This window comes from Microbacterium sp. NPDC089186, from assembly GCF_040685115.1.
GTDB classification, from domain to species: domain Bacteria; phylum Actinomycetota; class Actinomycetes; order Actinomycetales; family Microbacteriaceae; genus Microbacterium; species Microbacterium galbum.
The window spans coordinates 464,374-486,626 of the sequence record NZ_JBFBHJ010000004.1; the positions used below are offsets into that span (position 1 = coordinate 464,374).

General features: G+C 73.5%; 18 protein-coding genes. 10 read left to right on the plus strand and 8 right to left on the minus strand.

Going from position 1 to position 22,253, the window contains the following annotated elements:
* Positions 1 to 2 precede the first annotated feature (2 nt).
* On the minus strand, positions 3 to 683 hold the full coding sequence (mtrA, locus tag AB0N82_RS16085; protein WP_315993306.1) for an MtrAB system response regulator MtrA: 681 nt from the start codon (positions 681 to 683) through the stop codon (positions 3 to 5).
* A 163-nt stretch (positions 684 to 846) separates the two neighbouring features.
* On the opposite strand from mtrA, the gene AB0N82_RS16090 reads away from it, so the two are divergent.
* From AB0N82_RS16090 to AB0N82_RS16125, 8 genes are all read left to right on the plus strand, one after another.
* The gene (locus tag AB0N82_RS16090) at positions 847 to 2,232 is read left to right on the plus strand and encodes a glycerophosphoryl diester phosphodiesterase membrane domain-containing protein (RefSeq protein ID WP_363393015.1); all 1,386 of its coding nucleotides are present in this window, start codon (positions 847 to 849) and stop codon (positions 2,230 to 2,232) included.
* A complete protein-coding gene (locus AB0N82_RS16095) occupies positions 2,229 to 2,885 on the plus strand; it encodes a DUF4129 domain-containing protein (protein ID WP_363393018.1) in 657 nt (218 codons plus the stop codon). The genes AB0N82_RS16090 and AB0N82_RS16095 overlap by 4 nt, the downstream gene beginning before the upstream one ends.
* The gene (locus AB0N82_RS16100; protein WP_363393021.1) at positions 2,882 to 4,048 is read left to right on the plus strand and encodes a DUF4350 domain-containing protein; all 1,167 of its coding nucleotides are present in this window, start codon (positions 2,882 to 2,884) and stop codon (positions 4,046 to 4,048) included. The genes AB0N82_RS16095 and AB0N82_RS16100 overlap by 4 nt, the downstream gene beginning before the upstream one ends.
* A 140-nt stretch (positions 4,049 to 4,188) precedes the next feature.
* The gene (locus tag AB0N82_RS16105; protein WP_363393358.1) at positions 4,189 to 5,118 is read left to right on the plus strand and encodes a MoxR family ATPase; all 930 of its coding nucleotides are present in this window, start codon (positions 4,189 to 4,191) and stop codon (positions 5,116 to 5,118) included.
* Positions 5,118 to 6,419 carry a DUF58 domain-containing protein gene (locus tag AB0N82_RS16110; RefSeq protein ID WP_363393024.1) on the plus strand — a complete coding sequence of 434 codons (1,302 nt, stop codon included), beginning with the start codon at positions 5,118 to 5,120 and terminating at the stop codon, positions 6,417 to 6,419. Before AB0N82_RS16105 ends, AB0N82_RS16110 begins: the two co-directional genes overlap by 1 nt.
* A gap of 125 nt (positions 6,420 to 6,544) precedes the next feature.
* Positions 6,545 to 7,567 carry a 3-oxoacyl-ACP synthase III gene (locus AB0N82_RS16115; protein ID WP_298874550.1) on the plus strand — a complete coding sequence of 341 codons (1,023 nt, stop codon included), beginning with the start codon at positions 6,545 to 6,547 and terminating at the stop codon, positions 7,565 to 7,567.
* Entirely contained in the window at positions 7,564 to 10,233 is a 2,670-nt protein-coding gene (locus tag AB0N82_RS16120; RefSeq protein WP_363393027.1) for an alpha/beta fold hydrolase, read from the plus strand. The genes AB0N82_RS16115 and AB0N82_RS16120 overlap by 4 nt, the downstream gene beginning before the upstream one ends.
* Positions 10,230 to 11,189 (plus strand): NAD-dependent epimerase/dehydratase family protein, encoded by a 960-nt coding sequence (locus AB0N82_RS16125; protein ID WP_363393029.1) that lies wholly within the window; start codon positions 10,230 to 10,232, stop codon positions 11,187 to 11,189. The genes AB0N82_RS16120 and AB0N82_RS16125 overlap by 4 nt, the downstream gene beginning before the upstream one ends.
* A 503-nt stretch (positions 11,190 to 11,692) precedes the next feature.
* Here the strand turns inward: AB0N82_RS16125 and katG are convergent.
* The 3 genes from katG to AB0N82_RS16140 all read right to left on the minus strand — a co-directional run bounded on the left by katG (position 11,693) and on the right by AB0N82_RS16140 (position 15,589).
* A complete protein-coding gene (gene katG, locus AB0N82_RS16130) occupies positions 11,693 to 13,945 on the minus strand; it encodes a catalase/peroxidase HPI (RefSeq protein WP_363393032.1) in 2,253 nt (750 codons plus the stop codon).
* The gene (locus AB0N82_RS16135) at positions 13,942 to 14,403 is read right to left on the minus strand and encodes a Fur family transcriptional regulator (RefSeq protein WP_315993314.1); all 462 of its coding nucleotides are present in this window, start codon (positions 14,401 to 14,403) and stop codon (positions 13,942 to 13,944) included. The genes katG and AB0N82_RS16135 overlap by 4 nt, the downstream gene beginning before the upstream one ends.
* Positions 14,404 to 14,593: 190 nt before the next feature.
* A complete protein-coding gene (locus AB0N82_RS16140; protein WP_315993315.1) occupies positions 14,594 to 15,589 on the minus strand; it encodes a stage II sporulation protein M in 996 nt (331 codons plus the stop codon).
* Positions 15,590 to 15,605: 16 nt separating this feature from the next.
* On the opposite strand from AB0N82_RS16140, the gene AB0N82_RS16145 reads away from it, so the two are divergent.
* Entirely contained in the window at positions 15,606 to 16,436 is an 831-nt protein-coding gene (locus AB0N82_RS16145; RefSeq protein WP_363393036.1) for an RDD family protein, read from the plus strand.
* Positions 16,437 to 16,603: 167 nt separating this feature from the next.
* On the opposite strand, the gene AB0N82_RS16150 is transcribed toward AB0N82_RS16145, so the two are convergent.
* Positions 16,604 to 16,810 carry a DUF3499 family protein gene (locus AB0N82_RS16150; protein WP_136587001.1) on the minus strand — a complete coding sequence of 69 codons (207 nt, stop codon included), beginning with the start codon at positions 16,808 to 16,810 and terminating at the stop codon, positions 16,604 to 16,606.
* A 260-nt stretch (positions 16,811 to 17,070) separates the two neighbouring features.
* On the opposite strand from AB0N82_RS16150, the gene AB0N82_RS16155 reads away from it, so the two are divergent.
* Positions 17,071 to 17,505, plus strand: coding sequence for a hypothetical protein (locus AB0N82_RS16155; RefSeq protein WP_315993317.1), 435 nt, complete (start codon positions 17,071 to 17,073; stop codon positions 17,503 to 17,505).
* A 33-nt stretch (positions 17,506 to 17,538) separates the two neighbouring features.
* Here AB0N82_RS16155 and AB0N82_RS16160 read toward each other — a convergent pair whose 3' ends face one another.
* From AB0N82_RS16160 to AB0N82_RS16170, 3 genes are all read right to left on the minus strand, one after another.
* The gene (locus tag AB0N82_RS16160; RefSeq protein ID WP_363393040.1) at positions 17,539 to 18,930 is read right to left on the minus strand and encodes a DUF5719 family protein; all 1,392 of its coding nucleotides are present in this window, start codon (positions 18,928 to 18,930) and stop codon (positions 17,539 to 17,541) included.
* On the minus strand, positions 18,927 to 21,770 hold the full coding sequence (locus AB0N82_RS16165) for a glycosyltransferase (RefSeq protein ID WP_363393042.1): 2,844 nt from the start codon (positions 21,768 to 21,770) through the stop codon (positions 18,927 to 18,929). The genes AB0N82_RS16160 and AB0N82_RS16165 overlap by 4 nt, the downstream gene beginning before the upstream one ends.
* A gap of 101 nt (positions 21,771 to 21,871) precedes the next feature.
* Positions 21,872 to 22,195 (minus strand): WhiB family transcriptional regulator, encoded by a 324-nt coding sequence (locus AB0N82_RS16170; protein WP_058232110.1) that lies wholly within the window; start codon positions 22,193 to 22,195, stop codon positions 21,872 to 21,874.
* Positions 22,196 to 22,253 lie beyond the last annotated feature (58 nt).

The following is a 22,253-nucleotide window of genomic DNA, read 5'->3' on the forward strand; positions in this document are numbered from 1 at the left end:
CCTCAGGCCACCGCGCCGGCGCGGTAGCCCACGCCGCGCACGGTGGTCACGATCCGCGGGTTGTCGGGGTCGGCCTCGATCTTGGCGCGCAGACGCTGCACGTGCACGTTCACCAGTCGCGTGTCGGCCTTGTAGTGGTAGCCCCAGACCTGCTCCAGCAGCATCTCGCGCGAGAACACCTGCTGCGGCTTCTCGGCGAGCGCGACGAGCAGCTCGAACTCGAGCGGGGTCAGGGCGATCGGCGCGTCGCCACGGCGCACCTCGTGAGCGGCGACGTCGACGACCAGGTCGCCGATGCGCAGCGTCTCGTCGGCCGGAGCCTGGGCGGGCCGCAGGCGCGTGCGGATGCGCGCGACCAGCTCCTTCGGGTTGAAAGGCTTGACGATGTAGTCGTCGGCCCCCGACTCGAGCCCCTTGACCACGTCGGCCGTGTCGGTGCGGGCGGTGAGCATGATGATCGGGATGCCGGACTCGGCGCGCACGCGCGTGCAGATCTCGATGCCGTCGACGCCGGGGAGCATGAGGTCGAGGAGGATGAGGTCGGGCCGCTCCGAGCGCCACGCGTCGACGGCCTGGGCACCGTCGGCGCAGAACACGGTGTCGAATCCCTCGGTGCGCAGCACGATGCCGATCATCTCGGCCAGCGCGGTGTCGTCGTCGACAACCAGGATCCGTGAAGTCATTCGGGTGTACGTCTTCCGTCTCGAACCCGCGCGGGGACGGGCATCAGGCCCGGGGTCGGGGCATGTCTCATCGAGAGTAGTCGACCTGCCTGCACGCCAGGCGTGCGTGTCGGAGGTCTGTGACACGATGAGGGCACCGCCATGTGACGAGGAGGGGCCCCACATGACCGCGTACCCGGCTTGGACTCCGGCATCACGACCGGGGATCGTCCCGCTGCACCCGTACGGGTTCGGCACCATCCTGGGCCGCTCCTTCGTGGCGCTGCGACACAACCCCAAAGTGCTGCTGGGCTTCGCCCTCATCGTGCAGGCCGCCGCGTACATCGTGCTCACCGCCGCCGTCGGCGGCGTCGCCATCGCGAGCTTCTCCCGTCTCGACACGGTGCCCATCGGCAGCGACGACTACGACGCGATCCTCGCCGGGTCCGCCGTGATCACGGCGGCGACCGCACTGGTCCTGGGTCTCGCGACCGGAGCGCTCAGCGTGATCGTCCAGGGCGTCGTGGTGTCGGAGGTCGCCCACGCGGTCGTCGCCGAGAAGCCGAGCCTGAAGGCCGTGTGGGCGCGCGTGAAGCCGGTCGTGTGGCGTCTCATCGGGTACAGCGCGCTCTATCTCGTCGCGACGATCGTGGTCATCGGCGTCCTGGCGGGGATCGTCACGCTCCTCGTGATCAACGTGCTGTGGCTCGGCGTCGCGGTGGGCGTGCTGTTCGTGCTGGGGCTCATCGTCGTCTCCCTCTGGCTCACGCCCAAGCTTTTCCTCGTGCCGTCGGTGATCATCCTCGAGCGGGCACCGATCTTCCGCGCGATCGCACGATCGTGGCAGCTCACGCGGGGCCGCTTCTGGTCGACGCTCGGTGTCGTCGTCATCATCTCGGTCGCCTTCAGCATCGTCGCGCAGATCATCTCCGTGCCCTTCAGCCTCGTCGCGGGCATCGTCCCCGGCATCCTCGCCCCCACCGGGGAAGATGCCGTGGGCGCCCTCGTCGGGGTCATCGCCCTCCAGGTCGTCGGGCAGTTCGGCATCCTCCTCGTGCAGTGCATCGCGTTGGTGGTGCAGTCCACCTCCGCCGTGCTCGTGTACGTCGACGCGCGCATGCGGGTGGAGGCGCTCGACCACGACCTGAACACCTACGTCGAACAGCGCGACGCCGGCGGAACCGACCTCGTCGACCCGTACCTGGTCGGCGTCGGGCGCATCGTCGAGCGCCCGGCTCCGACGCCCGTGGGTGCTCCCCCGGCCTTCGCGGGCTATGCCGCGCCGACGGGTTCGCCCGCATATGGTGCACCGCAGGGCTACGGGGCACCGCAGCCGTATGGGGCGGCGCAGGCGTACGGGACACCGTCGCAGGACGCAGCGACCCCGGCCCATGGGGCACCGCAGCCCTCCGGGGCGGCCTCGGCTGATCCGACCCCGCCGGCTCCCCCGGTCCCGCCCGCGGCGGACGGCGCGTCGGACGACGCCCCGCCTGCCCACCGTGCCCCGGACGCCGCGCCGGGAGCCGCACCGACCACCTGGGCCGCGCCGGGATCGAGCGGCGACGCGTGAGCCCCGCCGCGCTCGCCGCCGCTTTCGCACCCCTGCTGCCCGACCCGGATCAGGCGCAGGAGTGGGCGGAGCGTGAGCTGGCCGACCCCTCCTACCAGGCGGCCGAGCCGAGCATCATCGATCGAGCGGCACAGGCGGTCACCCGCTTCCTCGACGATCTGCTGCGCATCCCGAACACCGACGGGTGGGGACCGGCGGCGCTCATCGTGCTCGCGGTGCTGCTCGTGGCGGCGATCGTGGTCGGCATCCTGATCTGGGGGCGACCGCGTCGGAGCGTGCGCGCGGCTCCGGCCGCTCGGGCACTCTTCGACGACGACGACACCCGGTCGGCCGAGCAGTTGCGGGCAGAGGCCGAGGCGGCCGCACGGCGCGGAGCCTGGGACGACGCCGTCGTCCTGCGATTCCGCGCCGTCGCGCGGGGCCTGTCGGAGCGCGGGCTGGTGGACCCACCACCCGGGGCCACGGTACGCGCGTTCGCCCGCGAGGCCGCGCACGCCCTCCCCGCCCTCGCGGAGGGGCTCGAGACGGCCGCGACGACCTTCGACGACGTGCGCTACCTGCGGCGCCCGGGAACGGCGCAGAGCTACCGCCTCATCCTCGATCTCGACGACACCGCCGTGCGGACGCGTCCGACGCCGATGGGCACCCTGTGAGCGCGGTGACGGCGGCACGACCGCGGTCCCGCGGCCGCGCCGCCCTCGGGTGGATCGCCCTCGCGGTGGGGTTGCTGCTCGTGTCGCTCGTCGGCGGACTGTTCGTCTACGGCGGCTACACGGAGCGCGCACTGCTCGACCCCGACTCCGCCGGCCCCGACGGCACGCGAGCCGTGGTGCGGGTCATCGAGCAGCAGGGCGTGCGGGTGATCGTCGCGCGCGACCGCCCGGCCGCCGAACGCGCGCTGGCCGGAGCGGACGCGACGCTCGTGATGCGGGACGCACCGATGCTCTCCGACGACGCGCTGCGCGAGCTGTCGTCGCGCGCCCGGCACGTCGTGCTCGTCGAGCCGCGCTCCCGCGCCCTCGACGTGCTGATGAACGGGTCGTCGCTCGGAGGATTCGTCGATGACACGGCGGCCGCCGACTGCGCGGTGGCGGCGCCCGACAACGCCCGGACCGCGCGTGTCGGTGAACTTCTCGTCGCCGGCGACGGCGTCACCGGGTGCTTCCCCGTCGGGAGCGAGTTCGGGCTGCTGTCCCTCGAGGACGGGGGTCGCTCGGTGACCGCTCTCGACGGCCTCTCGACGTTGACCAACTCCACGCTCCCGCGCGAGGGCGACGCGGCCCTCGCCCTCGGTGTGCTGGGGAAGACCGACACCCTCGTCTGGTACGTGCCCGCGCCCGCCGACGCCGACCCCGGCGCCGCTCCCCCGACCCTCAGCGACCTGACGCCGCCATGGGTCACCCCCGCCATCGCGCTGCTGCTGCTGTCCGCTCTCACGGCCGCGATCTGGCGGGGTCGGCGCTTCGGCCCTCTCGTCACCGAGCGCCTGCCCGTGACGGTGCGCGCCACCGAGACCACCGAGGGCCGCGCGCGCCTCTACGCCACGGCGCGCGACGCCCCGCACGCTCTCGACGAGCTCCGCCGCGCGAGCCGCACGCGTCTCGTGCGTCTCCTGGGGCTCGCGGCACGGACCTCGCCGCCCGACGTCGCCGACGCCGTCGCCGAGCGCCTGGGAGCGGATCGCTCCCGCGTGCGCGGCATCCTGGTCGACGACGTGCCCCGCACCGACCGCGACCTCGTCGCCGCCGCCGACCGACTGCGCGACCTCGAAGAGAGCGTGCGCGTCGCCGTCCGAACCGAAGGGACACCCCGATGACCGAGAGCCCCGAGACCCCCGGCGCCGAGCCGGCCGCCGACGGCCGTGCGACCGGCACCGCCGACACGAGCCCCGCGGCCGGCTCCGCTCGCCCCGATCCGTCCGGCCCGTCCGACGACCACGCGACCCTCCGCGAGGCGATGCACCGCGTGCGCCTCGAGGTGGGCAAAGCGGTCGTCGGCCAGGACGGCACGGTGACCGGGCTGCTCATCGCCCTTCTCTCGCGCGGACACGTGCTGCTGGAGGGCGTGCCGGGCGTCGCCAAGACGCTGCTCGTGCGCTCGTTCAGCCGCGCCCTCGGTCTCGACACGCACCGCGTGCAGTTCACGCCCGACCTCATGCCGGGCGATGTGACCGGATCGCTGGTGTACGACGCCCGCGCGGGCGGATTCGAGTTCCGACCGGGTCCGGTGTTCACCCACGTGCTGCTCGCCGATGAGATCAACCGCACGCCCCCCAAGACGCAGGCGGCCCTGCTCGAGGCGATGGAGGAGCGGCAGGTGTCGAGCGACGGGGTGAGTCGCGCCCTGCCCGATCCCTTCCTGGTGGCCGCGACGCAGAACCCCATCGAGCACGAGGGCACCTACACGCTGCCCGAGGCGCAGCTCGACCGCTTCCTGCTCAAGCTCGTCGTCGATCTGCCCGGCCGCGACGCCGAGGTCGACGTCCTCCGCCGTCACGCGCAGGGCTTCGACCCGCGGCGCCTCGACGAGGCGGGGGTCACCCCTGCCGTCACGGCGGGCGAGATCCTCGCCGCACAGCGGGCGGCGGCATCCGTCGCCGTCGCCGACGACGTGCTCGGCTACGTCGTCGACCTCGCGCGGGCCACGCGGCAGAGCCCGTCCGTGCAGCTCGGGGTGAGCCCGCGCGCGACGACCGGCCTGCTCGCCGCCGCCAAGGCGTGGGCGTGGCTCGGCGGGTACCCCGCGATCACCCCCGACCACGTGCAGACGATGCTCGTCCCCGTGTGGCGCCACCGCATCCGTCTGCGTCCCGAGGCCGAGATCGAGGGCGTCTCGTTGGATGCCATCCTCACCTCCGTCCTGCAGCAGACCCGCGTCCCGATCTGATGTTCGTCACCGGCCGCCTCGCTCTCCTCGTCGCCCTCGGCGTCGTCCCCCTCGTGCTGCTCAGCACCGCGGGGGTGCCGGCCTGGATCGCGGCGGGCGGTTGGGTGCTGCTGTGCGCCCTCGCGATGGCCGCCGATGCGGCGGCGGCGGCCGATCCGCGCCGGGTCGAGGTCACGCGGACCCTGCCCGAGCGCGCCCTGCGCGACGAACCCGTCTCGGGAGAGCTGCGCGTGCGCAACCTCGGTACGCGCCTGCTGCGCGCGCACGTGCGCGACGCCTGGCAGCCGACGGCGGGCGCGCCCGAGGAGCGTCTGCGCCTCACCGTGCCGCCGGGCGAGAGACGGGCCGCGCCGCTGCCGCTGCTCCCCCGTCGGCGCGGCGAGCTGCGCAGCGCCTTCGTCGTGGTGCGCGCCCTCGGACCGCTCGGCCTGGCGGGTCGGCAGGCCCGGGTCGACGCCCCCGCCCGCCTCCGCGTGCTGCCGCCGTTCACATCGCGTCGCCACCTGCCCTCGCGCCTGGCCCGTCTGCGCGAACTCGACGGCAACACCACGCTGCAGGTCCGCGGGCAGGGCACCGAGTTCGACAGCCTGCGGGAGTACGTGCGCGGCGACGACGTGCGCTCGATCGACTGGCGCGCGACCGCGCGCGCGGGCACGACCATGCTGCGCACCTGGCGCCCCGAGCGCGACCGCCACGTCGTCATCGTGATCGACACCGGCCGTACCGCCGCCGCGCGCGTCGGTGACGGGGTGCGGCTGGACGCGGCCATGGAAGCCGCCCTCCTGCTGTCGGTCCTGGCCAGTCGCGCCGGCGACCACGTGCACCTCGTGATGTTCGATCGCGTGCCCCGCGCCCGCGTGACCCGCGTCGACGGCGCGCAGCTGCTCCCCGCCCTCGTGGATGCCATGACCCCGGTCGACCCGCAGTTGATCGACACCGACTGGGACGCCGTCTTCGCCCACGTGCGCGGCCTGTCGGTGCGCCCGGCCCTCGTGGTGCTGCTGACCGCCGCCGACGACCCCGAGGCCGCCCGCGCCTTCCTCGCGTCGCTGCCCGCGGTCGCCGCGCGGTCGCGCCTGCTGGTGGCGACCGCGACCGACGGCCCCGGCGACGTGCCCGCCCACCGCGACGCCGCCGACGTGTATGCCGCCGCTGCGATCGAGCGAGCGCGCCACGACGCCGACCGCGTGCGCGACGCCGTCGTCCGCGCGGGCGGCGACGCGGTGGCGGCCTCCGCCGACGACCTGCCGCCGCTCGTGGCCGACCGCTACCTCGCCCTGAAGGCGGCGGGGCGGCTGTAGCACACCCAGCCCGCATGCAGCCCGCGACATACGACGCGGCTTATCCTGGGGGGTACCCTTCCGGTCGTCAGCGTGTCCCCTCCGCGCGCGGCCTCGCCGTCTACGCACAGGATGCGGGAGCTCTCTTGCCAGGTAACGCCACCACGCACTTCGACGATGTGGCCCTCGTGTCGGTGGCGAGCGTCTTGCCCAGCCGCGTCACGACGTCGGACGACATCGAGGAGCGTCTGGCTCCCGCGCTGAAGCGACTCAAGCTCAAGCCGGGTCTGCTGCGCCGCGTCGCGGGCGTCAACGAGCGCCGCAACTGGGCGGAGGGCGAGTCGTCGGATGAGGCGACGATCGCCGCCGGCAAGCAGGCCCTCGCCGAGGCCGGGGTCGACGCGAGCGAGATCGGCCTCATCATCAACACGTCGGTCACCCGCAAGCACCTCGAGCCCTCGGTCGCCGTGCGACTGCACCACGGCCTCGGCCTGCCGAGCTCGGCCATCAACTTCGACGTGGCCAACGCGTGCCTCGGCTTCATCAACGGCATGAGCCTCGCAGCCGGCATGATCCAGTCGGGGCAGGTGAAGTACGCCCTCATCGTCAACGGCGAGGATGCCGACGAGATCCAGGTCAACACCATCAACCGGCTCGTGCGCGAAGATCTCGACCGCGACGCCTTCATGCAGGAGTTCGCCTCGCTCACCCTGGGATCGGGCGCCGCCGCGGCCGTCCTGGGACGCGCGAGCGACCACCCCGAGGGACACCGCATCGTGGGCGGCGTCACGCGGGCCGCGACGCAGTTCTACGACCTGTGCGTGGGCAGCGTCGACGGCATGTTCACCGACGCCAAGGCGCTGCTGAAGGGCGGACTCGACCTCGTCGTGTCGGCGTGGAAAGAGGCCAAGGGCGAATTCGACTGGACCGGCATGGACCGCTACGTCACCCACCAGGTCTCGTCGGTGCACACCGGTGCGATCGTTCGCGCCGCGAAGCTCGACCGCGACCGGGTCCCGGTCACGTACCCCGAGCTGGGCAATGTGGGCCCGGCATCCATCCCCATCACCCTCGCCGCCGAGCAGAAGACGCTGCGGCGAGGTGATCGCGTGCTGCTGATGGGAGTGGGCTCCGGCTTGAACACCGGCATGCTGGAGCTGGCCTGGTGAGTCACCCCCGCGTGACCGGACCGCAGGCCACCCTCCCCCCGGCCGGGCTCCCCGGCCTCGACCCGTCTCTGTCGCGGCTCGTCAGCGTCGAGGGCGTCCTCGACGACCGCGGAGCGTCGCGCCTCTGGCACGTGCTCGACACCGGGGGCACCCTCGCCGAGCACGGCGTCGAGCCGCTCGGCACGATCATCGCCGTGCACGGCAACCCGACGTGGTCGTACCTGTGGCGCGCGCTCGTGACCGCCTCGCTCGACCGCGCGCTCGAGGGCCGCGCCGCGTGGCGCGTCGTCGCCGTGGACCAGCTCGAGATGGGTTTCTCGGAGCGCTCCTCGCTGCGCCGCACACTCGCTCAGCGCATCGCCGATCTCGACGCGCTCGTCTCCGAGCTCGGCATCCGCGGTCCGGTCGTCACCATCGGACACGACTGGGGCGGGCCCGTCTCCCTCGGCTGGGCCGTCGAGAACCGCGAGCGAGTCGCCGCGGTCATCGCGCTGAACACCGCCGTACACCACCCCGACGGCGCCGAGCTGCCCTTCGCGCTGCGCGTCGCGACCGCTCGCGGCATGCTCGCGGCGGGCACGACCGGCACGACGGCGTTCCTCGACGTCACCCTCGCCCTCGCCGACCTCGACCCGGCCGTGCGCGCCGCCTTCCGCGCGCCGTACGCGACCGTGGCACGGCGTCGGGGCATCGGCGGATTCGTCGCCGACATCCCGGCGACGCCGGACCACGTCAGCACCCCCGCCCTGCACCGCATGTCGGCGGGGCTGCGCGAGCTCGAGGTGCCCGCGCTGCTCCTGCGCGGTCCGAAAGACCCCGTGTTCGGCGAGGACCACCTCGACGACCTCACCGAGCGTCTCCCCCACGCCGACGTGCACCGCTTCGAGGGCGCGGGCCACCTGATCGCCGAGGAGCGCCCCTACGCCGACGTGGTGCTCGATTGGCTCGACGAGAAGATCGTGGATGCCGCGACGGCACCCGCGCGCTCGCGTCGCTCGTCCCCGACGAAGCACGCCGGCACCGGCACCGGCACTGCCCCTGCCGGTCGCCTCTGGGACGCCCTCGACGCCCGCCGCGATGACGACGACACCGCCGTGATCGACATGACCACGGCCTCGGGCGGCGGCGGACCGCTGCGGGTGAGCTGGCGACAGCTCGCCGCGCGGGTCGACGAGATCGCCGCGGGACTCGACGCGTTCGGCGTCCGCGCCGGCGACCGCGTCTCGCTGCTCGTGCAGCCCGGCCCGACGCTCACGGCCGCGCTGTACGCGTGCCTGCGCATCGGCGCCGTGGTCGTCGTGGCCGACCGGGGTCTCGGCATCCGGGGGCTGTCGCGCGCGGTGCGCGGTGCCGTCCCCGACGTGGTGATCGGCGAGGTCGCGGGGCTCGCCGCGGCGCGCGCCCTGGGGTGGCCCGGGCGCCGCATCTCGTCGGCGTCCCTGCCCGCCGCGACCTCGCGCGCACTGGGGGTCGAGGCCAGCCTGTCGGATCTCGCGCGCGCCGGTCGGGGGCGGACGCTGCCGGAGCCGCCCGCAGCCGACGCCGAGGCGGCGGTGCTCTTCACCTCGGGCTCGACCGGTCCCGCCAAGGGCGTCGTGTACACGCACGCGCAGGTGACAGCCTTGCGCGACACCCTCGCCACGCACTTCGCGGTGTCGGCCGACACGGGGCTCGTGACCGGCTTCGCGCCCTTCGCGCTGCTGGGCCCGGCGCTCGGCACCCGCTCGGCGACGCCCGACATGGACGTCTCGGCTCCGCGCACCCTCACCGCCGCCGCGGTCGCGGCCGCCGTGCGCGCCTCCGATGCGAAGATCGTCTTCCTCTCCCCCGCCGCCGTCGCCAACGTCGTGGCCACCGCCGACCGTCTGACGGATGCCGATCGCTCGGCGCTGGCGCGTGTGCAGACGTTCCTCTCGACCGGCGCTCCCGTGGGCGTCGACCTGCTGCGGCGGGCTCAGGCGCTCATGCCGAACGCCGTCGCGCACACGCCCTACGGCATGACGGAATGCCTGCTGGTGGCCGACGTCACCCTGCCCGAGATCGAGGCCGCTGCGGGAGACCGCGGAGTGTGCGTCGGTCGTCCCCTCGGGACGGGCGAGGTACGCATCTCGCCCCTCGACGACCGGGGCCGCGCGGCCGATGAGACGACGACGGATGCCGGGGTCACCGGCGAGATCGTCATCTCGGCGCCGCATCTCAAGCGCGGCTACTTCCGCCTGCACCTGACCGACCGCGACGCCCGGCGCGGCCTCCCCGCCCGCTGGCATCGCACCGGCGACGTCGGTCACCTCGACGCCGAGGGGCGCCTGTGGGTCGAGGGGCGCCTCCCCCACGTCATCACCACCGCGGAGGGGCCCGTCACCCCGGTCGGCGTCGAGCAGGACGTCGAGACCGTCTCCGCCGTCGTCCGCGCCGCCGCGGTCGGCGTGGGCCCGGTCGGTCGACAGGTCGTCGTCGCCGTCGTCGAGTCCGGCGTCCGGCGTCCCGGCCTGGCATCCCCCGAGCTCACCGACGCCGTCCGCGCGGCCACCGCGCAGTCGCTGGCCGCCGTGCTGGCCGTGCCGAGCCTGCCGACCGACATCCGCCACAATTCCAAGATCGACCGCTCCCGCGTGGCCGCGTGGGCCGAGCGGGTGCTCGCGGGCGAGAAGGCGTCGGCGCTGTGAGGGTCCTCGCCACCGGTGCCTCCGGCTTCCTCGGCCGTGCCGTCGTCCGCGGCCTCCAGCACGACGGTCACGACGTGCGCACGCTGCAGCGCCGCCCCTCGGGCGTCGACGGCGCCGACGACCGTCTCGGTTCGGTGACGGATGCCGACGCCGTGGCATCCGCTCTCGACGACGTCGACGCGATCGTGCACCTCGCCGCGAAGGTCTCCCTCGCGGGGGACCCGGCGCAGTTCCGCGCCGTGAACGTGGAGGGGACGCGCACGCTCCTCGACGCCGCTGCCGCCGCGGGAGTCTCGCGCATCGTGCACGTGTCGTCGCCCTCGGTCGCGCACGCCGGACACGCCCTCGCGGGCGTCGGCGCCGGGCCCGCCGACCCGGATGCCGCGCACGGCGAGTACGCCCGCACCAAGGCCGAGGCCGAATTGCTCGCGCTCTCGCGCGCCGGCGACGGCACCGCGCTCGTCGCCATCCGACCGCACCTGGTGTGGGGGCCGGGTGACACCCAGCTCATCGCGCGCGTGGTCGACCGCGCTCGTCGCGGCACGCTGCCACTGCTGGACGGCGGCACGGCGCTCATCGACTCCACGTACGTCGACAACGCGGCATCCGGCATCGTCGCCGCCCTCGACCGCGTCGAGGACGTCAGCGGGCGCGCCTACGTGCTGACCAACGGCGAGCCGCGGCCCGTGGGCGACCTGCTCGCCGGGATCTGCCGCGCATCGGGCGTGACACCGCCGCGATTCAGCGTGCCCGCGGGACTCGCCAAGGCCGCGGGGTCGCTCATCGAGCGCGTGTGGGCCGTGCGCCCGGGGCAGGACGAACCGCCCATGACGCGTTTCCTCGCCGAGCAGCTGTCGACCGCGCACTGGTTCGATCAGACCGAGATCCGCCGCGACCTGCGCTGGCGTCCCTCCGTGACGATCGACGAGGGCCTGCGCCGCCTGTCGCGCGCCTGAGTCGGCGGCATCCGTCCCACCTCCGGCATCCGCCACACCTCAGGCATCCGCCACACCTCCGGCAGCGCGCGTCTCCGGCAGCGTGTCTCTCCTACAGTGCCCCTTCAGCGGCGCGCGTCCCACTCCTAGCGGCGCATGTCCCACTTCTGACAGAGCATGTCCCCAGAATGGCCACTTCACGCCCCTCGCACCGACCATAAGTGGGACACACCTCCCTCTCCCCGCCACCGACGAGCCACCGCCGACAAAGCTGCACACCGGCCCCGCAGTGCGTCCTACTCCTCGCGGCGCTCGTCCCACATATGACGGTGGATGTCCCGAAAATGGTCACCCCACACCCCTCCCACCGGCCATAAGTGGGACACACCTCCCCGGCGGGGCGGAACGGAGACGGACCGCGGCGCCACCGAACGACGGAAGGCCCGCCCCCGCGAGGGGACGGACCTTCCGGATGCCGCGACGACCGAGCCGCAGCGCGAACCCCGCCGCAGCGGGGGTCGATCTCAGACCAGGTCGAACCGGTCGAGCTCGGTGACCTTGCGCCACGCGGCGACGAAGTCGCGCACGAACTTCTCCTTCGCGTCATCCGAGGCGTACACCTCGGCGAGCGCGCGCAGTTCGGAGTTCGACGAGAACACCAGGTCGACGCGGGTTCCGATGCCGACCTTCTCGCCCGAGCCGTCCTTCGTGCCCTCGAAGGCGTGCTTGCCGCTGTCGAGCGGCTTCCACGTCGTGCCGAGGTCGAGGAGGTTCGCGAACACGTCGTTCGTCAACGCACCGGGGGTGTCGGTGAACACGCCCCAGTCACTGCCGTCCCAGTTCGCGCCGATCGCGCGGAGGCCCCCGACCAGCACCGTCATCTCGGGCGCGGTGAGCGTCAGCAGGTTGGCCTTGTCGAGCAGCAAGAACTCCGCGGGCAGCCGCGCCTCGCGCGAGGCATAGTTGCGGAACCCGTCGGCGATCGGCTCGAGCCAGCGGAACGACTCGATCTCGGTCTGCTCCTGCGAGGCGTCGGTGCGACCGGGGGCGAAGGGCACCTCGATCTCGACGCCGCCGGCGCGGGCGGCCTGCTCGACACCGGCGTTGCCCGCGAGCACGAGCAGGTCGGCGATCGAGACCTTCTTCTCCCCCTGAGCATCGAACCCGGCCTTGATCTTCTCGAGCACCTCGAGCACGGATGCCAGCTGCTCGGGGTTGTTGACCGTCCAGCTCCTCTGCGGCTCGAGGCGGATACGCGCGCCGTTCACGCCACCGCGCTTGTCGCTCCCGCGGAACGTGGATGCCGCGGCCCACGTCGTGGTGACGAGCTGCTGCACCGTGAGGCCGCTGTCGAGGATCTGCTGCTTGAGCGCCGCGGCATCCGCGGAGTCGATGAGCGGGTGGTCGACGGCGGGCACCGGGTCCTGCCACACGAGCACCTCGGAGGGCACCTCGGAACCGAGGTAGCGCTCGCGCGGGCCCATGTCGCGGTGGGTCAGCTTGAACCACGCGCGGGCGAAGGCGTCCTGGAACGCCGCCGGGTCTTCGGCGAAACGCCGCGAGATCTTCTCGTACGCCGGGTCGACGCGCAGCGCCAGGTCGCTCGTGAGCATGCGGGGCTCGCGGCGTCCGGCCGAGTGCGCCTCGGGGACCATGTCGGCTCCCCCGCCGTTGACGGGACGCCACTGGTGCGCTCCCGCGGGGCTCTGGAAGAGCTCCCACTCGTAGGCGAAGAGGATGTGGAAGAACTCGTTGTCCCACCGGGTCGGGTGGTAGGTCCAGGTGACCTCGAGACCGCTGGTGATGGTGTCGTCGCGCTTGCCGGTGCCGTGGCTGTTCTTCCAGCCTAGGCCCTGGTCCTCGATGTCGGCGGCCTCGGGGTTGACACCCACGTGCGAGTCGCTCGCCGCACCGTGCGTCTTGCCGAAGGTGTGTCCACCGGCGATGAGGGCGACGGTCTCCTCGTCGTTCATGGCCATGCGGCCGAACGTCTCGCGGATGTCGTGGGCCGACAGCTGCGGGTCGGGGTTGCCGTTGGGCCCCTCGGGGTTGACGTAGATCAGGCCCATCTGAACGGCGGCGAGCGGGCGCTCGAGCTCGCGGTTGCCGGTGTAGCGCTCGTCGCCGAGCCAGGTGGTCTCGGGACCCCAGTACACGTCGTCGTCGGGCTCCCACACGTCGGTGCGGCCACCGGCGAAGCCGAAGGTGGGGAAGCCCATGTCCTCCAGCGCGACGTTGCCGGCGAGGATCATGAGGTCGGCCCACGAGATGGACTGGCCGTACTTCTTCTTGACGGGCCAGAGCAGGCGGCGCGCCTTGTCGAGGTTGACGTTGTCGGGCCAGCTGTTCAGCGGGGCGAAGCGCTGCATGCCCGCGCCCGAGCCGCCACGACCGTCGGTCACGCGATAGGTGCCGGCGCTGTGCCAGGCCATGCGGATCATGAGGGGGCCGTAGTGACCGAAGTCGGCGGGCCACCAGTCCTGCGAGGTCGTCATGACGGCCTGCAGGTCCTTCTTCACGGCCTCGAGATCGAGCGCCTCGAACGCGGCCTTGTAGTCGAAGCCCTCGTCGAGCGGGTCGCGGAGGGCGTTGTTCTTCGCGAGGATCTTCACGTTCAGGGACTCGGGCCACCACACGCGGTTGGCGGATCCCTGGGTCGGGTGCGGCAGGGCGCCGGCGGGCTCGCTGTCGGCGGGGGCCTCGCCCACCGGCAGTCGGTTGTCGTCGGGGGCGGCGCCGTCGTGGAAGACGGGGCATCCGTTCAGAGTGTCGCTCATCGGGATCCTCTCGGTTTTTCGGCTTCGGACTCGGCCCGGCAGTCGGGGCACACGCCCCAGAACGTCACCTCGGCGGTCTCGATGACGAAACCGCTCCCCTCCGGCACGTGCAGGCACGGCGCCGCGCCGACGACACAATCCACGTCGTCGATGCGTCCGCATCCGGTGCACACCACGTGGTGGTGGTTGTCTCCGACGCGCAGCTCGAACGTGCCGGAGTGCCCGGCCGGTTCGATGCGGCGCGCGAGACCCGCGTCGGCGAAGTCGCCGAGCGCGTTGTACACGGATTGCTTGCTCGTGCCGGCGAGGGTGCCGCTGACCCGTGCGAACACGTCGTCGGCGGTGGCGTGCGGCCGGGCGCGCAAGGCCTCGAGCACGGCGACGCGCGTCGTCGTGACCCGCAGACCCGCACCACGGATGAGGGCATCCGCGGGGGCGTCCGGCTGACTGTCGAGCATGCGTCGAGCCTACCTATTTTTGAATGAATCAAAAATGACACGCCGGTGAACGGCGTGATCGGGGTGCGGGCGGCACGACGCAGGGCGTTTCCGCTGCGCTGCGCGCACGGCGCCGGAGCCGCCCGTCCCCGCGGAACGCCGGGGGAACCCGAAGCCTCCGCGGCGCCCCCGGGTCGGCATCCGGATGCCGTCAGCCGGCCGTCAGCGTGGGTGTGCCGGCCTCGTACTCGGTGAGGTCGCCCGTCTCCCCCGCCCGGACCGCGCGGCGTCCGACCCACAGCATGTAGAAGAGGAAGACGCCGAGGGCGGCCGCGCCGATCGCGATCTTGACAGGCCAGGGCCACTCGCGCGGGGTGACGAAGCCCTCGACGAGACCCGACAGCGCCAGCGCGAACACGAGTCCGACGGCGACGGTCGCGAGAGAGCGCCCCGCCGCCGCGAGCGCCGCCGCGCGGGTGCGACGCCCCGGGGCGACCCACGCCCAGAAGATCTGCAGCCCCGCCGCCCCCGCGACGAAGATCGCCGTGAGTTCCAGCAGGCCGTGCGGGAGGATGAACTGGAAGAACACGTCGGCCCGGTCGAAGGCGATCATGATCGCGGCCGAGGTCCCCACGCCGACCGCGTTCTGCATGATGACCATGAGCGGCCAGAACCCCGTCACCCCGAACAGCACGCACTGCGCCGCGATCCAGGCGTTGTTCGTCCACACGGTGCCGGCGAAGATCGCATTCGGGTTCTCGCGGTAGTAGTCGACGAACTGCTCGTCGGCGTAGCGCTGCAGATCGCTCTGCGCCCCGAGCGCGGCCACGGCCTGCGGGTCGCCCGAGATCCACAGCGCGACGAGGGTGGCCACGACCAGGAAGAACACCGTCACCGCCAACGTCATCCACCGCACGCGGTACAACGCCGCGGGCAGCTGGAGGAGGAAGAAGCGCGGAAGCTGCTTCAGCACGTTCTCGCGCACGCCGGTGAGACGCAGACGCGTGCGCGCGAGCAGGATCGAGACGTAGTCGCCCTGCGGGGTGCGGCCGGCCGAGGTCTTGATGTCGGCCAGATCCGCGGAAGCCGCCCGGTAGCGGGTGACGAGCTCGTCGACCTCCTCGCCGCTCAGGCGACGGCGTCTGCCGAGCTCGTCGAGCCGCTCCCACTCGCGGCGGCGCGCGGCCGTGAGCGCGTCGAGGTCCATGTGGTCAACTGTACGCATGGCATCGACCCCGGTCCCCTCCCCCGCGGTCTCGCTCGTGCACACCACCGCCGAGGAGACGCTCACCGGTGAGGCCGTGGCCCTCGACGTCCAGCCGATCGGGTTCTTCCTGCGCGCGGTGGGCGCAGTCATCGACGTCGTGATCGGCGCGGTGCTGCTCTTCGGCGGTGCCCTTCTGCTCGCCACCCTCACCGCGCAGGGCTCGCTGCCGGAATCCGCCCTCGGCATCGGCGTGATCACGCTGCTCGTCCTCGTGATGGTGGCGGTGCCCACCACGGTCGAGACGCTGTCGCGCGGGCGCAGCCTCGGTCGCCTCGCGGTGGGGGCGCGCATCGTCCGCACCGACGGCGGCGCCTCCGGCTTCCGTCAGGCGCTCATCCGCGCGCTGACGGGGGTGCTCGAGATCTGGTTCACCTTCGGCGCGATCGCCGCGGTCGTCGGGATGTTCACCCCGCGCTCTCAGCGCCTCGGCGACCTCCTCGCGGGCACCGCCAGCGAACGGACGCGCACCCCGCGCCTGCCCCTCGAGGCCCCCGGCATCCCGCTCGGTCTCGAGGCATGGGCGCAGGTCGCCGACGTCTCGCGTCTGCCCGACCGCCTCGCCGCGCGACTGTCGCAGTTCGTGCGCGGGGCCGACGCGCTCACCCCCGCCGCACGCGCGCGCGTGGCGGTCTCGCTCGCCGAGGCGGTGCGGCCCTTCGTCTCGCCCATCCCCGCGGTGGATGCCGAGAGCCTGGTCCGCGCGGTGTCGGCGGTGCGACGCGATCGCGAGTATCGCGCCCTCCTGCTCGAGAACGAGCGGGCCGCCGCCCTCACCGAGCGCGCCTGAGCAGGGGGTCGCGGGCGAGGGAGTGCCGCCTTCGGGGAGGATCGGGGCGGATCACCGCGTTCCGGGCGCCGATCCCACGCCCCACGGAGCCGAACGCGCCCCGAACCGGGAAAGCCGGCGCCACGACGCGAAGGGCGCATCGGGTCAGACGCGCGGCACGGCCGGCCTCAGGCGCGCAGCGTCTCGTGGCGCACGACGACCCAGCCCTTGGGGACCGACAGGCGGTCGGCGTGGATCGCGCACAGGTCGTGCGCGTGCGGGTCGCCCGCAGGCCCCAGGGGGCCGAGGGCCGCCATCTGGTCGCCGTAGTCGTAGGTGAGGGTGCTCATCGCCTCGCGGGCGCATCCCACCTTCGAGCAGAGTCTGTCGCGCATCGCGGTCAGCCTACCCAGCCCCTCCGACACCGCCACGACGCCGCGCCGGGATGAGGAGCACCCCGGATGCCGGTAACCGGCGCCGCAGTAGACGGCGGAGGCGGGGTGCGCAGAGGCATACCCCGGCGATGCAGGGGCCCGGGGCCGATCGCCGTGCGGCGGAGGGCACCGACGCGGAGCGGACGTGCGGACGGCTCCCCGCCGGCCCCGACCGTTGTCCGACGCCCGGCGCGACCCGCCGACGAACGTAGGATGGGCGGATGATGCGTCGTCGATCCCGCGAAGCGCGTCCGGTCGTCCGCCCCTCCCGTCACGGTCGGCACGGCCGCGAGAACCGCAGCCCGGTCGTCCGTCCGCCGCTGCCCCCGATCGACACCCGCGTCGAGCGGTTCGACGTCGCCGTCAGTACGGCGGCGGAGTTCCTGCGCTCCGCCTGGCCCGAGCTGCGCGAGGTCTCGTTCGAGATCGGCATCATGCCTCCGGCGGCCGGTGACGGCATCCCCCGCTGGACGGTGCTGCGCGATGAGAAGCGCATCATCCTGTACCGCGTGCCGATCGAGCGGCTCGGTCACCCGCACCACGACGACGACCTGCACCGTCGCATGATGATCGAGGGCGCCGTCTTCCGCGCGGCCGCGGAGTTCCTCGATCGCGACCCGTGGGACCTCGGGCCCGAGCGCTTCCGCTTCCTCTGACCGGTCCGGATGCCGTGACCCGGCGCCCCGGGCTTAGGGCAGGACGGTGACCGCCGAGGCCGCGGCGTCCGCCGGCCACAGCGGGTACGACGCGAGTGCGCCGGCCCCCGCGTACGACACCGCGGCGCGCACCGGCGCATCGGTGTCGAGGCGGTAGACCCCCGTGCCGACGGGGAGGGCGACGCTCGCGCCGGCCCCCACCGCGGTCGTCAGCGGGTCTCCCCCGTCGACCGGCGTGAGGGTGACCGTCGCGTCGCTCGCGTCGCCGGCGATCACCACGGCGGCACCGACGCCCGAGGCGACGGCGATCACTCCGGACGACGAGAACGCGGGGGCGGCGGCGTACCAGGCGAAGTCCGCGCCCTCACCGAAGCCCGTGGTCGACCACGCGCCTCCGACGACGGGAGCGGCGGCCGTCACCTCGACGGTGTAGGCCCCGGCCGCGACGCCCGAGAGGTCGAGCGAGGTCGGGAGTCCTGCCGTGAGCGGCACCAAGCGGGCCTCCGGCACCGCGGTCGCGGCATCCAACGGGGTCATGGTCACCGTCGCCGTGGTGTCGGCCCCCGGTGCGAGAAGGCGCAGGACGGTCCCCGCCTGGCCCTCGCCCGTCGTCAGCACCTGCACCCCGGGGATCACCAGGCGCGTGTCGGCCTGGGCGAAAGGCGCGACCTGGTCGCTGCCGCCCGGCAGCAGCACGCGCGTGAGGTTCGCCTGCAACGAGGCGTGCACGGGGGCACCGGATGCCACCACCCGCACCACCGGGCTCTCCTCGCCCAGCAGCAGGCCGGCGAGGGGCACGACGCGGCGCTCACCGGGCGGGACGACGAGGTTGCTGCCACCGGGAGGGGTCGAGACGCCCTGGGCACCGTAGACCGACAGCTGGACGGTCGCCGGGACGGTTCCCGGGTTGGCGAGGACGACGAGGTCGTTCGACCCGGTGGTGGAGGCGCCGCCCACGAGCCACGACTCGGCGAGGGGGGCGCGGCAGGCGGAGGCGGCGAAGCCGGTGAGGTCGTCCGACACCGCGGTCGCCGAACCGGCAGCGGCCAGCGGGGTCTGCACGCCGTCCTGCGGGGCGGCGCGCAGGGCGTCGGCGGAACCGTCGTCGCCGCCCGTCGCCCCGGTCAGCGCCGATGTGTCCGCGGAAGCGGAGGAGGGACCGCTCACCACCTGCTGCGCGGCGGCGGCGCTCAGGCTGTTCGCCGCGTCGGCGCTGCGACCGAGCGCCAGCAGCGGGCCGTCGCACGCGAGGACGGTGTCGGAGGGCGCGGGGGTCGCCTGCACCCGGACCGGCTCGGCGGCGTACTCGGGCCAGGGCGCGGCGATACCCGCGACGGTGCCGACGACCGCCGCCGTGGCGACGGCTGCCCCCGCCACGACGCGGGCGCTCGTGGCGGCGAAGCGGACGAGACGACGATCGCTCATCGTGATCCTCCCGAGATCGGGCCGACCGTGCGCGGCGTCCGCCGGGCGACCCGGCGCGAGGCGGCGGTGGGCACGGCGAGCAGGAGCGCGACCAGCACCACGCCCAGCGAGGCGAGAGTGACCAGGCGCTGGAGACGCACCTGGTGATCGTCGATGGGCGCACGGGCGACGATGGTGGTATTCACGCGCCAGAGGTCGCCGCGGGAGGTGGCCCCCACCGGGTCGAGCAGGTCGCGCTGGTCGAGCGACGTGGCCGCACCGAGACGCGCCCCGCGGATCACGTCGTCCTCGCCCGCGGGCGCCGACGCCAGCAGCACGAAGCCGATCCCACGATCGGCCAGACGCGTGACGACGTCGTCGGCGGATGGAGTGACGAGATCGGCGGCGAGCGCCGCGAGCTCCTCGTCCGCGGGCGACGCGGCGGTGCGCGTGGCCTGCACGGTGCTCTGACCGGACAGGGTGGCGCTGCCGCCCCAGACGACGTCGACGCGCATGCCGTCGGCGCGGGGGTCGAGCACGATGGTGCCGATGTCGGTGGAGCCGCGCCCCTCGGCGGCGACGAAGGCCGGCAGGGTCGACACCGGACCGTTTGTCAGCACCGAGCGACCGCTCTCGACGGAGGCGGTCTGCGCGGTCAGCGCCGGGGCCACGGCGACGAGCAGCGCCGCCAGAGCGGCCAGCGCGCCGATCGGTCGCAGCACGCGCACGCGCTCCACGAGGCCGGCGTCGAGCGCGACGACGGCGGCACCGACCAGGCCGATCCACGCGAGGCTCAGGCCCGATCCGGCCCACACGGGCACGGCGATCGCGTCGCGGAACGACACGGCGACGCCCACCGCGGCGAAGGCCGTGGCCAGCCCCGTGACCGCGATCACCAGCAGAGCGGATGCCGTCACCCAGCGGGGCGTCAGCACCGCGAGCAGCGCGAGAACGGCGAGAGGCGCGACGAGCAGTCCCACCCACCACACGGGCCCGTCGAACACGGCGGCCCACCCGCCGGGATCCGACGTCGGGAAACCCGCCGCCAGGAGCGCCCGACCCAGGGGGTCGGCCGTGGCCTCCGCCCCGGCATAAGGCACGCCCGGATCCGCGAGGAGCGCCCACGGCGTCCCGCGACGCACCTGCGTCCATACCAGGGGCGCGAAGATGACCGCCGACGGCACGAGCAGCCAGACCACACGGGCCACTCCGCGGCCCGCGACGAGCGCCACCACGATGAGCGCCGCCGACCACAGCACGACCACCGCGGGTGCGAGAGACGGGGCGCACGCGAGCACGGCGACCAGGAGGAGGGATGCCGCTCCGGCCGGCGCCCACGACCGATGGGCCACGCTCGCCGCGAAGAACAGCCACGGCAGCAGCAGGTGCAGCAGCACGGCAGCGGGGCGGCCCTCCACGAGGGCGGCGAGGAAGGTGGGGGCGAGGGCCCACGCGAAGGCGGCGGTGATGCGCAGCAGCGACGACTCGGTCACCCGCGTGGCGGCGAACCAGCCGCCCAGCACCGCCAGCGGGAGCGCGAGCACCCACAGCACGACGAAGGCTCGCGAGGGGTCCCCCGGCGAGAGCGTGCCGAGGAGCGCGACGAGCGCCGAGAACGGGTCGGCCGGTCCCACGGCATCCAGACCGAGGGGGCGGGCGCCCCAGGCGGCGTCCTGCCAGAGCTGAGCGATGTCGGCACGGAGCGGCAGCAGCGCTCCCCCGCCGAGGACGGGCCAGGCCAGCAGGGGGGCGAAGAGCGCCGCCGACACGGCGAGCGCGCCGAGGACGGCCCACGCGCCGCCGCCGACGAAGAAGCGCAGCTCCGAACGAACGGGGGCGTCGGGGTCGGCGCCGTCGGCGTCGAGACGCAGGCGCATCTGCGCCCGCGAGATGCGCAGCGGCGCGATGCGCGACCACCCCACGCGGCGTACCGTCCGGATGCGGCGACGGGCGCGCGCGACGGCGGCGGGTCGGAAGAGGACGAGCAGCGTCGCCCCCCACTCCGGCAGCACCCGGTAGGGCATCTTCGTCACGAGGTGCATGACCGTGCGCCACAGGGCGAGCGGCAGGAACGAGAGCCAATGCAGCAGCACGGCCGCGGACGGCGCGTACGCCAACCGCCGGTGCAACTGCGCGGTGCGCGTGGCGAACGCGCGACGACGCGCCCGACGGCGACCGCGGGCCATCGCGGCCACGCCGTCGCCCGCGACCGCGACGCGCGCCGCCGGCACGAGCGAGACGAGATCGCCCGCCAGGCGCGCGCGCACGCCGAGGTCGAGCCCCTCGTCGGCCCCACCGAGGGCGGGGTCGAGACCGCCGAGCGCGGTCCACGCCTCGCGACGCACGAGCATGCCGCGCACGTCGGCACCGAGCACGTCGGCATCGGCGTCGTGCTGACCCTGGTCGAGCTCGCCCTTGGCGAGTTCGACCGTGCCGCCGTAACGGTTCATGCTCACACCCAGCGACACGATCTCGTCGCGGTCGTCCCACGACACGAGCTTGGGCGCCGCGATCACGAGCGACGACGACAGCTCGAGGGCACCCGCGAGACGGACGAGGGCGTCGGGATCGGGCGCGGTGTCCTGGGCGAGCAGCCACACGGCGTCGCCGGTCAGACGCGGCGTGGCCAGGGCCGTGGCGACGGCGAACGGGGTGCCGGCCGGAGCCGTGATGACGCCTTCGGCGCCGGAGGAGGCCGCGACCTGCGTCAAGGCCGGGTCGGCGCCGCACAAGACGATGGTCAGGGCGTCGACCGGACGGGTCTGGGCCGCGAGGGCTGCGAGCGTGCGCTGCAGATGGTTCGCGGCGGGGGTGCGTCCTTCGGGACGCACGACGAGGATGGCGTGTACACGGGCGGGCATGACCGGATCAGCCTAAGTCGGCTCCTCCGCGATCACGGACGCCGCGCCGTCGGGACGCCGATCGCTCACCCCTGGGTCACCCGAGGGCGATCGGCGGCGGATCAGGCGCGACGCTTGAGCTTGCGGCGCTCGCGCTCGCTGAGACCGCCCCAGATGCCGAAGCGCTCGTCGTTCTGCAAGGCGTACTCGAGGCACTCGCTCTTGACGTCGCACGAGGTGCAGATGCGCTTCGCGTCGCGGGTCGATCCGCCCTTCTCCGGGAAGAAGGCCTCGGGATCGGTCTGCGAGCACAGCGCGTCGGTCTGCCAGGCGAGGGTGTTCTCCTCGGTCGCGTCGATGTCTCGGCGAACGCCGGGCACTCCCAGATCGACCGGGTCTACGAACCAGTTGTCCGGGACACCGGACCGGTACTGCGACGTCGCCATATCGTCCTCCGCCTCGTTCAAGCCCCCATGACGCGGTTCCGCGTAGACATAATTACAC